Annotated in this window: 9 protein-coding genes and 1 riboswitch; of the genes, 5 read left to right on the forward strand and 4 right to left on the reverse strand. The window is 72.0% G+C overall.

Annotation, left to right across the window (positions count from 1 at the left end):
• The first annotated feature begins 353 nt into the window (after positions 1–353).
• Together ACIGW4_RS26160 and ACIGW4_RS26165 are read left to right on the forward strand one after the other, a co-directional pair.
• Entirely contained in the window at positions 354–1,043 is a 690-nt protein-coding gene (locus tag ACIGW4_RS26160; RefSeq protein ID WP_399583125.1) for a TetR/AcrR family transcriptional regulator, read from the forward strand.
• 380 nt (positions 1,044–1,423) lie between these two features.
• Positions 1,424–3,682: an ABC transporter substrate-binding protein gene (locus ACIGW4_RS26165; RefSeq protein WP_399583126.1), complete on the forward strand. Its 2,259-nt coding sequence runs from the start codon at positions 1,424–1,426 to the stop codon at positions 3,680–3,682.
• 177 nt (positions 3,683–3,859) lie between these two features.
• Here the strand turns inward: ACIGW4_RS26165 and ACIGW4_RS26170 are convergent, their stop codons facing one another.
• The 4 genes from ACIGW4_RS26170 to tsaD form a co-directional block, all read right to left on the reverse strand.
• Complete coding sequence (locus tag ACIGW4_RS26170; RefSeq protein WP_359588628.1) at positions 3,860–4,144, reverse strand: hypothetical protein; 285 nt, start codon at positions 4,142–4,144, stop codon at positions 3,860–3,862.
• Positions 4,145–4,204: 60 nt separating this feature from the next.
• Positions 4,205–5,608: an MFS transporter gene (locus tag ACIGW4_RS26175; protein WP_399583128.1), complete on the reverse strand. Its 1,404-nt coding sequence runs from the start codon at positions 5,606–5,608 to the stop codon at positions 4,205–4,207.
• Positions 5,609–5,638: 30 nt separating this feature from the next.
• Positions 5,639–7,486, reverse strand: a complete 1,848-nt coding sequence (locus ACIGW4_RS26180) for a glycoside hydrolase family 15 protein (protein ID WP_399583130.1) — start codon at positions 7,484–7,486, stop codon at positions 5,639–5,641.
• Positions 7,487–8,021: 535 nt separating this feature from the next.
• A complete protein-coding gene (gene tsaD, locus ACIGW4_RS26185; protein WP_398709061.1) occupies positions 8,022–9,092 on the reverse strand; it encodes a tRNA (adenosine(37)-N6)-threonylcarbamoyltransferase complex transferase subunit TsaD in 1,071 nt (356 codons plus the stop codon).
• 207 nt (positions 9,093–9,299) lie between these two features.
• A riboswitch (cobalamin riboswitch) is annotated at positions 9,300–9,504 on the forward strand.
• A gap of 67 nt (positions 9,505–9,571) precedes the next feature.
• Between tsaD and ACIGW4_RS26190 the strand changes: the two genes are divergently transcribed.
• The 3 genes from ACIGW4_RS26190 to ACIGW4_RS26200 all read left to right on the forward strand — a co-directional run bounded on the left by ACIGW4_RS26190 (position 9,572) and on the right by ACIGW4_RS26200 (position 12,602).
• Positions 9,572–10,618, forward strand: coding sequence for an ABC transporter substrate-binding protein (locus ACIGW4_RS26190; protein WP_399583132.1), 1,047 nt, complete (start codon positions 9,572–9,574; stop codon positions 10,616–10,618).
• A gap of 140 nt (positions 10,619–10,758) precedes the next feature.
• Entirely contained in the window at positions 10,759–11,793 is a 1,035-nt protein-coding gene (locus ACIGW4_RS26195; RefSeq protein ID WP_398709065.1) for a FecCD family ABC transporter permease, read from the forward strand.
• Complete coding sequence (locus ACIGW4_RS26200; protein ID WP_399583134.1) at positions 11,790–12,602, forward strand: ABC transporter ATP-binding protein; 813 nt, start codon at positions 11,790–11,792, stop codon at positions 12,600–12,602. Before ACIGW4_RS26195 ends, ACIGW4_RS26200 begins: the two co-directional genes overlap by 4 nt.
• Positions 12,603–12,925: the final 323 nt, after the last annotated feature.

Here is a 12,925-nt window from a genome sequence, read left to right on the forward strand (position 1 = left end):
TCCGTTCCACCGGCCTCACCTGCGGCCCTTCGACGTGGGGTCGGTACACCAGGACCGCGTCCGCCGGAGGTGCCGCTCCCAGCAGCGACAGCGACGGATCGACGACCGGCGATGCGGTCGAGCCGCGCACGAGCAGCGAGTTGCCGTACGGATAAGCGCCTCCTTATTCGCCGACAAGCACGCTGACTCGGCCGTACTCTGCCGGTGGTGCGAGCATCCAGAGGTGCGAAATTCGATTTGTTTTTCATATTTCGTCGAGAGGCCCTCAAGGGAAAAGGTCGGGAGACCGCCCGAGAGCACCTTGCTAGAGTGTCGACTCATGATCGACTTTGCTTGTCCGGCTGGAGGACCGCGTGGTTGAGGGGAGTGCCGGCGGGTCGAAGCGCGGCCGGTCGGCGGGGGCCGCGCCGGTGGTGCACCAGGCGCCTGCCCGGCCGGAAGCGGCACTGCAGCGCCGTGGAGTGGCCCGGGTCAGAGCGATCCTGGACGCCGCGGAGGAGATCCTGGCCGAGAGCGGCTACGAAGCGGCCACCCTCAAGGCGATCGGCGAGCGGGCGGGGATTCCGACGCCCTCCGTGTACCACTACTTCAGCGACCGCTATCAGGTGGACGCCGCCATCATCAAGCGTCACGGCGAGGCGTTGGCCGGTGTGCTCGACGGCATCGACAGCGAGGAGTTCCGATCGGTTCCGGATCTCGTGACCCTCGTGTTCGATCCGATCGTCGCGTATTTCCGGGCCCATCCGAGTTGTGTCCAACTCTGGTTCTCCGGCCGTAACGAGACTCTGAGCGCCCTGGTCAAGGAGTTCGACGATCGCGTCGCGGAACGGCTGTGGCGTCTGGGAATCGGTCGCGGACTGCTGCGCGTCGACACGCCCATCCTCGTGATGAAGCTGGCGTTCGAAGCCGGCGGGCGTCTCTTCGACGTCGCGTTCCAGCAGGACCGGAACGGGGACGAGGCGACGATGACGGAGGCGAAGCGCCTGGTGACCGCCTACCTCGAGACCTACGCGGAGAAGAGCACGGCCCCTCGGGGCGAGTGACGTCTCCGGCATGAGACCGGTGTTCCCCGGGCACGAAGGGCCGCCGGACGCCGCGGGGCGCCCCACCGCACCTGTTCCCGGATCCGGTTCTTGAGGAGTTTGCCGCCCGCGTTGCGCGGGAGCGCCTCGGCGGAGACGGTGGCGTACCGGGGGACCTCGAAGTCGGCGAGCCGGTCCCGGCAGTGCGCGAGGACGGCCGTGGGCGGCGCCCTGGCCTCCATGTGTTCAAGTGGATCCGCTGCCGCACCCGGTGGACGCCCTGCGCCACGACGTCGTGGACGTCCACCGCCCGCGCCTCACCGTTCCGCAGACCGCTTCCCGCCATCATGACGATCGTCTTTCCGCCACCTGACCGGCTCATCAGGACCTAGAGTGTGCGCGTGACCGAGGAGAACCACGCACTCATCGCCGGCCGCTACCAACTGGTCGAACGCATCGGCCAAGGCGGGATGGGCCGGGTCTGGCGCGGTCTTGACCAGCAGCTCTTCGGACGCGAAGTCGCCGTCAAGGAAATCCTCTTCCCTCCGGGCATGGACGAGACCGACCGTGAGGCGCTGCTCCGGCGGTTCACGGGCGAGGCGCGCGCGGCGGTCACTCTCAGCCATCCGGGGGTCATCACCGTCCATGACGTCGTGGAGCACCGCGGTGCTCCCGTCATCGTCATGGAGCTGGTCCGCGGCCGGTCCCTGGCCGCCGAGATCCGCAGCCACGGCCGGCTGCCCGTACAGCGCGTGGCGGAGATCGGTGCCGCCGTGCTCGACGCGCTGACCGCGGCGCACGCGGCGCGGATCGTCCACCGCGACATCAAGCCGGACAACGTGCTCCTGGCCAAGGACCGTGTCGTCCTGACCGACTTCGGCATCGCCCACCTCGCCGACGCCACGACCAAGCTGAGCCACAGCGGGATCGTCATCGGCACCCCGCAGTACATGCCGCCGGAGCAGCTCGACGGCAAGCGCCCGACCCCGGCCAACGACCTGTGGGCGCTCGGCGCCACCCTGTACCACGCCGTCGAGGGGCACCCCCCGTTCGAGGCGGAGGGTCTCCACGCCCTCGCCGTGGCCGTGTTCACCCGCCCGCACCGGCCGCCGGTCCACGCCGGCCCGCTCGCGCCCGTGCTGGACGCCCTCCTCACCAAGGACCCGGGACGACGCGTGGGCGCCGCGGAAGCGGCCGAAATGCTCAGGGGCGTCCTGATGTCCGCGACGCCGTCCGTGGCGACCCCCACGCTCCCGGACTCCTCCAAGGCCGGGGCGGGCCCCGCGCGTCATCCCGTGCCGGACCGGCCGACCGCCCCGCCGGTCGTCGCGGCCCCGGACGAGCAGCCGCCCACACTCGACGCGACGGCTCCGTCCGAGCAGGGCGACCCGACGTCCAGGGGGCCCAGGGGCCTCACCCGGCGCTCCGCGGTTCTGGGGACGGCGCTCGCCGTGCTCGCCACGGGGTCCTTCCTGACCTGGTCCCTCACCCGTGACGACGACCCGCGGAGCGGCGGCGGGGCGGGAGGCGGCGGGTCGGCGGCGTCCTCCGTCACGGTGCGGATCGGGGTGGACGCGCCCCTCAGCGGCGGGCTCTCCTCGATGGGCGCCGGTATCAGGAACTCCGCCGAACTCGCGGTCAGGACCGCCAACGAGACCGGACACGTCCCCGGCGTGACCTTCGAACTCACGGCCGTGGACGACGGGGCCGACCCCGCCAAGGGCGCGGCCAACGCCACCCGGTTCGTGTCCGACGACGAACTGGTCGGCGTCGTCGGCCCGCTCAACTCCACCGTCGCCCGCACCCTGGTGCCCGTGCTCTCCCGCGCGGGCGTGGTCAACGTGTCGCCGGGCAACACCGACCCGGCCCTGACCCTGGGCCCCGACTGGGCCACGGGCACCCGCGTCCGTCCGTACTCCACCTACTTCCGGACGGTCGGCACGGATGCCGACCAGGGGCCGTTCGCCGCCCGGTACCTGCGCGGCGCCGGGAAGACCAAGCTCTACGTGGTCGACGACGCGAGCCCCCACGGAACCGCCGTCGCCTCCGGCCTCACCGCCGAATGGAAGAAGCTCGGGGGGACCGTCGTCGGCACCGAGCACGTCGATCCCGCGGAACGCGACTTCGCGGGCCTCACCCTCAGGGTACGGGCCTCGGGGGCCGAAGCCGTCTACTTCGGCGGCTACTACGACACCGCGGCACCGCTGTCCCAGCAGCTCAAGCAGGCGGGCGTGACCATCCCCCTCATGGGCGGCGACGGCATCTTCGACCAGGCATACCTCACCGGGAACCCCCGGGCCGACGGGGACCTCGCGACCCAGATCGGCGCACCCGCGACGGAGTCGGCGGCAGGACGCGACTTCCTCGCCCGGTACGAGAAGGCGGGCTACGCGCAGCCGCCCGGCTGGTACGGCCCCTACGCCTACGACGCGACCTGGGCCCTCGTCGAAGCGGTGAAGGCCGTCGTGAAGGCGAACGGCGGCACCCTTGCCGGCGACACCCGCGCGAAACTGCCGCAGGCCGTCGAGCAGCTGGCCTTCGACGGCGTCACCGGCCGCGTCGCCTTCGACGGCGGTGACGCCGTCGACCGCCGACTGACGGTGTACCAGGTGGACGGCGGGAGCTGGCAGGCCAGGACAACCGGGCCTTCCGCTCCATGACGGGGCGTCCCTAGGCCGCCGTCACCGATCCGTCGCAGGCGGCCAGGGTGCGTTCTGGCGGTCCCCCTGCCGTTCACGACGCCCAGCGGGGTCTTGGAACCTGCTCCGGCCGGACCTCCGTGAAGGGCCGGGCGTCGGAACAGAAAGGGCCGGAGCCCGGCCCTGTTCCACAGGTGGCTACCCAGCGGCCAGAACCGGGCCGGCCGTGACCTGGGGACTGTTGGGGAGCAGCGGTGCGAGGTTGTCCCTGACGAAGTCCGCTGCCCGCTTTATGGACTCTTCGGCCCCGGACCGGTCCTCGAAGACGCTGGTGGAGACCATCACTCCGTCACCGGCGTCCACCCAGTAGTACGCCACGAAACCGGGGACCTGGCGGAGGAGGGGCACAAATCCCTCGTCCACCCGGCGCCCTGCCTCGGCGGGGTCGGTGACTCCTTCGTACCGTCGGATCACTGCGTACATGACTGACCTCCTCATGTCGGAGCCGTTCTCGGAGAGCTTCGTCAAGCACGGCCTCAGGGTTTACGGGCGGCTTCGGTCGGGGGCGGCGCGGGGGAGGCGGGCGGCCGCGAGGAGGCCGAGGAGTGCGGCCAGAGCGAGGGTCGCCATGGCGGCGGCGTAGGCGTTCTCGGTGAGGTCGGCGACCAGGATGGTGCCGGCGATGGCGGTGCCGAAGGTGGAGCCGAGGTTGGAGACGCTTCGGGACAGGCCGGAGATCTCGCCCTGTTGAGCCTCGGGGAAGGCGGACTGGACCACGTTCACGGACGGGGTGAGCATGACGCCGAGTCCCAGCCCGATCAGCAGCAGCCCGGGAGCGAAGGCCCAGGGGCTGGGCGTGCCGGCGACCAGGGCGATCAGGACGCCGACGCCGACGACGGCGAGGGCGAAGCCGGTCATGATCAGCGTCCGCTGTGCGAGGCGCTCGGCGAGGCGTTCCGCGGCGAGCGAGGAGACGAGCAGGCCGAGGGTGGCGGCGGTGAAGATGACGCCGGTCTGGATGGCGTCGTAGCCGCGGACGACCTGGAGGTAGGTGGCCACGGTGAAGGACGTGCCCATGAGCAGCAGCCATTGGGCGTTCTGGGTGATCAGGCCGAGGTTGGAGGTGCGCTCGCGGAAGAGGCTCGTGGACAGCAGGGGTTCCCTTCCGGCGCGTTCCTCGCTGCGGATCCAGTGGAGGAACCAGGCCAGCACGAGGACGCCGGCGGCGATCAGGCCGAGCATCAGGCCGAGGTCGTCGTCGGCGGCGAGGATGCCCAGGACGAGCAGGACCAGGCCGCCCGCGGACAGGATCGAGCCCTTGACGTCGAAGTGGCGCTCCGGGGCGGGCGGCAGGGGGTCGTCGACGGCACGGCTCAGGAAGATGATCAGCGCGATCACGAGGGCCTGGAACGCGAACGCGGCGCGCCAGCTGATCGCCGAGGTGATGAGTCCGCCGATCAGCGGTCCCGCGGCCGCGCCGATGCCTCCGGCGGCCATGATCACGCCGAAGGCGCGGGCCCGGGACGTGAGGTCGGTGAAGAGCAGCGTGGTGAGGATGTACACCGGCGGGATGAGGAGGGCCGTACCGACGCCTTCGAGGATCGAGTTGCCGAGGATCAGCACACCGAGTCCGGGTGCCACGGCACTGAGGACGGCGCCGACGCCGTAGACGGCCAGGCCCACGAGGAAGCACCGCTTGCGGCCGAAGCGGTCCGTCGCCTTCCCGCCGGGAATCATGAGGGCGGCCATGACGAGGAGGAACACGGTGATCGCGACCTGGACGCCCTGGACGGTGGTGTCCAGGTCATGGCTGATGTCGTTGATCATCACGTTCATGTTCGAGCCGGCGAAGCTGCAGATGAACTGCGCCAGCGCGAGGGGGGCGAGCATCCGCGACCCGGCACGGGCGGCGCGGGCGCTGCTGTCGAGGGCGGCATCCTCAGGCATGGGACCTGGCCTCTCTTCGCGTCCGGCTGCTCAGGCGTCCTGCCGGTCGGCGCGGTCGAGTTCCTCGTCGAGGGCGAGGGCGGCGGCGACGAGGGCGAGGTGCGTGAACGCCTGCGGGAAGTTCCCGAGCTGCTCGCCGGACGGGCCGATCTCCTCGGCGAACAGGCCGACGTGGTTGGCGTAGGTGAGCATCTTGTCGAAGGCGTAGCGGGCCTGGTGGACCCGGCCGGATCGGGCGAGTGCCTCGACGTACAGGAAGCTGCACAGGCTGAAGGTGCCTTCGGAGCCCCGCAGTCCGTCGGGCGAGGCGGAGGGGTCGTAGCGGTAGACGAGGCTGTCGCTGACGAGCTCCTCGCCCATCGCGTCCAGGGTGCTGAGCCAGTCCGGGTCGGTGGGGGACACGAACCCGACGCGGGGCATCAGCAGCAGCGAGGCGTCGAGGACGTCGGTGTCGTAGTGCTGGACGAAGGCCGAACGCTTCCGGCTCCAGCCCTTTTCGGTGATCTGCTGGAGCACGGCGTCACGGGCCGCGTGCCAGCGGGGCAGGTCGGCCGGGCGGGAGTGGGCGGTGGCGAGCCGGATCGCACGGTCGAAGGCGACCCAGGTCATCAGACGGCTGTAGGTGAAGTTCTGACGGCCGCCGCGGGTCTCCCAGATGCCCTCGTCCGGGCGGTCCCAGTGGTCGCACAGCCAGTCGATGAGCTCCGCGAACACCCGCCAGCCGCGAAGGCCGCCGATGTCGCTCGACTGGGCGAGGGCGTACGCGGCCTCGCCGTAGATGTCCAGTTGGATCTGGTCGGCCGCGGCGTTTCCGGCCCGGACCGGGGCGGAGCGCCGGTAGCCCTCCAGGTGCTCCAGGACCTCTTCGGTGAGACGGGGCTCCCCGTCGATCCGGTACATGATCTGCAAGGGCTCGCCGGAAGCGGTGGCGCCGGCTTCCAGCCGCTCCCGCAGCCAGTGGCGGAAGGCGTCCGCCTCGGCGGTGAAGCCGAGGTCGATCAGGGCGCGCACGGACAGGGAGGCGTCCCGTACCCAGGTGTAGCGGTAGTCCCAGTTGCGCTCGCCGCCGACCTCCTCGGGAAGACCCATCGTGGCCGCCGCGATCGGGGCGCCGGTCGGCGCGTAGGTGAGCAGCTTGAGGGTGATGGCGGAACGGATGACCATCTCGTGCCAGCGGCCCCTGTAGTGACAGGACTTCAACCAGCCGAGCCAGAAGTCACGGCATGCGTCGAGCAGTGCCGTGATCTCCTCGGTGGTCGGCATCGCCCCTCCGGGGCGTCCGCTGCGGGCGGCCGCCGTGCCCGTCTCACTGGTGAGGATCACCGCCGCGTTCTCGCCGGCGTTCAGCGTGAAGCGGCTCGTGACGTCGGCGCCGTCGGCGTGCAGCCGTACCGGGCCGGACACCTGGAGGTGCAGGTCGGTGTCGGGGCCCTGGAAGACGACACTGCCGTCTTCGAGGTGGCTGAGCGTGTGCGAGGCGCGTCCGTAGTCGAAGCGGGGCCGGCACAGCAGCTCGAAGGGCAGACTGCCGCGGACCACCCGGGCCACGCGGATGAGGCGGTGCCTGTCGGCGGGGACCTTGGAGTCGATGGGCTCCATGAAGTCGATGACTTCTCCGACGCCCTGCGGGGCCATGAACCGGGTGATGAGGACGGGCGTGTCCGGCATGTACAGCTGGCGCACCGCGCAGTCCTGACCGAAGTCCACGGCGAGACGGCAGTGGCCGCCCCGATCGTTGTCGAGCAGGGAGGCGAACAGGCTCGGCGAGTCGAACCGCGGCGCGCACCACCAGTCCACCGTCCCGTCGGAGGCGATCAGCGCCGCGGTCTGCAGGTCGCCCACCAGTCCGTGATCCGCGATCGGGGGGTAGTCGCTCATGACCTCTCCCGTCAGGAGCCTGCGGTCGTCGCCGAGGGGGCCCGGGATCGCCGGGCACGACGGGACCGGCCGTCTGCGGCGGGCAGACGGCCACCCCTCCATGCTCACCGCTGTCGCCGGTTCACCGCATCTTGGAGCGGAGCCGCCGGGACTCCGATCCGCTCTGCGGGCCGCGCCCCGCCATGCCCTCCAGGAGGCCGCGGGGCATGCGATCCGGAGGGCGTCAGGAGCGGTCGTGTCTCAACGAGTCCCTGACGCCTTCGGCGCGGCGGCGGATGCTCGTCACCTTCTCCCGGATCCTGGCTCTCACCTCGTCCGTTCTTCCCTCGGCCTCCAGACGCTCGTGCCCGGTGGCCTTTCCGACGATCACTTTGCACCTCGCCTTGGCCTTGTCCAGGGCGCCATACCTTCTCATGGTGGTCCCTTCGTCGGATCGAGGTGTCAGGATCCACGCTAGGTTCGAGCAGGCCGTCGTGCCTGTCGGCGCCCCGTCCGTCCCTCACGAGGCGAGGCGGCGTACGGACGACCGCGGCCGTCAGGCGGCCCGGGCCGAGGGTGCCGGCAGCGGGGTCAGGGAGGCGTACTCCAGCGGCGCCGACGGGTCGATCGACACGTCGAGAGGTGCGGGCTCCGCGCCGGAGCGTACGAGGAGGTCGCCGACGGCCGCGATCATGGCGCCGTTGTCGGTGCACAGGGTCATCGGCGGCACGCGCAGCTCGATGCCGGCCGCGGCGCACCGCTGCTCGGCCAGTCCCCGGACGCGCGAGTTGGCCGCGACGCCTCCGACGACGATCAGCGTCTTCACGTCGTACGCCTTGCAGGCGGCCAGCGCCTTGCGGGTCAGCACGTCGGCGACGGCCTCCTGGAGGGCGGCGGCCCCGTCGGCCACCGGCGGCTCCTCACCACGCAGCCGGTGCTTCTCGACCCAGCGGGCGGCCGCGGTCTTGAGGCCGGAGAAGGAGAAGGCGTACGGGTCGTCGCCGGGGCGGGTCAGCGGGCGCGGGAAGTCCACGGCGCGCGGGTCGCCTTCGCGGGCCGCCCGGTCGATCGCGGGCCCGCCCGGGTACGGGAGCCCGAGGATGCGGGCGACCTTGTCGAAGCACTCGCCGGCCGCGTCGTCGAGCGTGTCGCCGAGGTGCAGGATCGGCTCGCGGACCAGGTCCCGTACGAGGAGCAGGGAGGTGTGGCCGCCGGAGACGATCAGCACCACGCAGGGGGTGGGCAGGGGACCGTGCTCCAGGGTGTCGGCGGCGACGTGTCCGGCGAGGTGGTGCACCCCGTACAGCGGCACCCCTGCGGCGTAGGCGAGGGTCTTGGCTCCGGCGAGGCCGACCTGGAGGGCTCCGGAGAGACCGGGGCCAGTGGTGACGGCGACGGCGTCGAGCTGCCCCGGCCGCAGTCCTGCCCGGTCGAGGGCCTCGCGCACGACCGGGTCGAACGACTGGAGGTGCGCCCTGGCCGCGATCTCCGGCACGACGCCGCCGAAGCGGGCGTGCTCGTCCATGCTCGACGCCACGACGTGCGCGAGCAGCTTCCCGTCCTGGACGATCCCGGCGCCGGTCTCGTCGCACGAGGACTCGATCCCGAGCACCACTGGTCCGCTCATCGACCCGTCTCCTTTTGCCTATAGATAGCACCTGCAATATATGTGCAACAAGGAAGGGGCGTGTACCCGCCGAGTCGCGCGTCGGCCACGGACCCGCTCGGGCGGGTGGGGACGCCTCGGCCGGGTGGGGCACGACGGTGCCGGTGCTCCGGTCGCCCGCCTGGACCTCCTTCCGGCACACGGCCCGCCGGCCCCAAGATCGGCCTGTGGTAATTTGCCCGGGCCAGTCGCACCCCCGCACGTATCGACACGATATGGGCGCGGGTCAGGGAATCCGGTGGGAATCCGGAGCTGACGCGCAGCGGTGAGGGTGACGGGCGGAGCATCGGCCACTGGGTCCCGAGGGGCCCGGGAAGGCGCTCCGTCCGGACGACCCCGAGTCCGAAGACCTGCTGGCGACCCGGACGGCGCGTGCCGCCGTCCGGGAAGCACCGTACGACAGGCTCCGCGCATGAGCCGTGACGCAGAGGACTCCTCCCGTGCCCCTCGCCCGCCGCCTCCGCTCCGCCGTGCCGCTCGTGGCCGGTGCCGTTCTCGTCGCCGGCTGCGGCGACGGCACCGGCACCACGACGGCTTCACCCGAGGCGAAAGAGGCGGGCCCCGGTCATCCGGTCCGTCTCGACAACTGCGGACAGCGGGTCGAGGTCGACCGCACTCCCCGCCGTGCCGTCGCCCTCGACCAGGGATCGGCCGAGATCCTGCTCTCCCTCGGCCTGGCCGACCGCATGGTGGGCACCGCCACCTGGACCGATCCGGTGCTCAAGGGACTGGAGAAGGCGAACGCGGGCGTGCCACGGCTGGCCGACCGCTACCCGTCCTTCGAGAAGGTCCTCGACACCGAACCGGACTTCGTCAGCGCCTCCTTCCTCTACACCCTCGGCAAGGGCGGCGTGGCCCCCCGGGAGCAGTTCGCGAAACTCGGCGTCCCCACCTACCTCTCCCCCACCGACTGCGTCGGCAAGGACAACAGCGGCGACGGCGACGGCGTGCGGACGAAGCCGCTGACCATGGACACCGTGTACGGGGAGATCCGCGACCTCGCGCGGGTGTTCGGCGTGCCGGAGCGCGGCGAGAAGCTCGTCGGCGAACTCCGCGCCCGGGTCGAGAAGGCCACGGTCGGGGCGGACTTCGGCGACGCGTCCGTCCTCTACTGGTTCTCCGACTCCCAGGGCCCGTACATGGCCGGCTGCTGCGGCGCCCCGGGCATCGTCAGCGGGGCACTCGGCGTGAAGAACGTCTTCGACGACACGAAGGAGGAGTGGCCGCAGATCAACTGGGAGACCGTCGCCGACCGCGATCCCGACGTGCTCGTGATCGCCGACCTGACCCGCAGGGCGCAGTCGGCCGAGAGCGCCGCGAAGAAGATCGAGTTCCTGGAGTCCCACCCGGTCACCCGGAACATGACCGCGGTGAGGAACAAGCGGTACGTGATCCTCAGCGGGCAGGCCATGAACCCGACCATCCGCACCGTCGAGGGCATCGAGAAGGTCGCCGCCGCGCTGAAGACGTACGGTCTCGCGAGGTGACCCGCTCCGTACGGTCTCGCGAGGCGGCCCGCCCGGAACCCGAGGCGGTGGTCCCGTCGAGCCGAAGCGCCGCCGACCGATCGGCGGCGGTGGGTCCGCCGAGCCGAAGCACCGCCGACCGACCGGCGGCGGGTCCTTCCGTGCGAGCTGCCGTCCGCTCCTCCCGGGCGCTCACGCCGGTCGCCGCGGCGGGTGGGGTCGTCCTGCTGTGCGTCTCGATCGCGCTCGCCGTCACCATCGGCCCGGCCGACCTCCGCGTCTCGGACTCCTGGTCCGTGGTGGTCTCCCACCTCGGCGGGGGCCCGTCCGGCCTGAGCGCGATCCGCGACGGCATCGTCTGGGACCTGCGGCTGCCCCGCACGCTCCTCGCGGCCGTGTGCGGAGCCGGACTCGCGGTCTGCGGCACGGTCCTGCAGTCCCTGCTGCGCAACCCGCTCGCCGACCCGTTCGTCCTCGGCGTCTCCTCCGGCGCCTCGACCGGGGCGGTGGCCGTCGTCGTCCTCGGCGCGGGCGGGGGCCTGCTGTCCGTCACCGGGGGCGCCTTCCTCGGCGCGCTCTGCTCCTTCGCCCTGGTCCTGGTCCTCAGCCACACGCTGGGCGGGTCGACCGACCGCGTCGTCCTGGCCGGGGTGGCGGCGATGCAGCTCTTCTCCGCCCTCACCTCCTTCGTGGTGATGACCGCCGCCGACGCCGAGACCACCCGGGGCGTCCTCTTCTGGCTGCTCGGCTCCCTCGCCGGGGCCGGGTGGACGGACGCCGGGGTCTGCGCCGCCGTCCTCGCCGTCGGACTCGTGGTCTGCGGCGGACACGCCCGTACGCTGGACGCCTTCGCGTTCGGCGAGGACGCGGCGGCGACGCTCGGCGTCTCCGTGGCGCGGACCCGCCTCGTCCTCCTCTCGGTCACCGCCCTGCTGACCGCGGTCCTGGTCTCCTCCGCCGGCGCGATCGGCTTCGTCGGACTGGTCCTGCCGCACGCGATCCGGGCCCTCGTGGGCCCCGGCCACGCCCGGCTGCTGCCGCTGAGCGCACTGGCCGGGGCGGTCTTCCTGGTGTGGGCCGACACCCTCGCCCGTACCGTGCTCGACCCGCAGGAGGTGCCGGTGGGCGTGGTGACGTCGCTCGTCGGCGTCCCCGCGTTCGTCCTCGTCCTGTACCGCACCAGGAGCACCCGATGACCGACCCGGCGACACGCCCCGGCGGCCGTACGGGACTACGGGCCGAGCGCGTCTCCCGCACCGCCGGCGGCTCCCTCGTCCTGGACGGCGTGACCATCGCGCCGCGCCCCGGTACGCTCACCGGCCTTCTGGGCCCGAACGGTTCGGGAAAATCCACCCTCCTGAGAGTGCTGGCCGGCGTCCTCGCCCCGGACGCCGGGGTCGTGACCCTGGACGGCGCCCCGCTGAGCGACGTCCCGCGCCGCGCCCTCGCACGGCGACTCGCGGTCGTCGAGCAGCACGCCGACACCCAGGTCGACCTCACCGTGGCCGACGCCGTACGACTCGGCCGGGTCCCGCACCGCCGCGCCTGGTCACCGGCGACGGCCACCGACGAGGAGGCCGTCCGGTCCGCGCTCGCCCGCACCGGCCTGACCGGCCATGCCCACCGCACCTGGCGCACCCTCTCCGGCGGCGAACGCCAGCGGGTCCAGATCGCCCGCGCGCTCGCCCAGGAACCGCGCGAACTCCTCCTCGACGAACCGACGAACCACCTCGACATCCAGCACCAACTCGACCTCCTGACCCTGATATCGGGCCTGCGCCTCACGTGCGTCATGGCGCTGCACGACCTCAACCTGGCGGCGATGTACTGCCATCACGTGGTGGTCCTGCGCGAGGGGCGGGTGGTGGCCTCCGGGCCGGTCGGGGAAGTCCTCACGGAACAGCTCGTCGCGGACGTCTACGGCGTCCGCGCCTCCGTGTCCCGCCCCGGGCCCGACGACCGCCCCCACATCCGGTTCCTCGGCACGGCGCCCTCCCGTGACTGAGCGAGACGGGCCTCGGCACAGGGCTTCCCGTCCCGCGTCGTCGTAGCGGCGCCGAGGCCGGTGTCCGCACACAAGCAGGGTCCGGGTTCGTCGCCGGGTCCGCGCCGAGTTCGCGGCGGACCGGCCAGAGGGCGAGGCCGGGGCCGGAGGTGATCCCGCGGCGGTGACGGGGTCGCCGTCGTCGACGACACGGGCGTTCTTCACCTCGGCCCGGAGGCGGTGGCCGGAAGTGGACGGATCCGGGGCGTTGACAGTGCCGCCGACCCCTCTCGATACTGACTGACGGTTCAGTTAGCGACCCTGTTGCCACACCTGGAGGCACC

Origin of the sequence: Streptomyces sp. NPDC053513, assembly GCF_044544765.1 — a bacterium.
GTDB classification, from domain to species: Bacteria; Actinomycetota; Actinomycetes; order Streptomycetales; family Streptomycetaceae; genus Streptomyces; species Streptomyces litmocidini.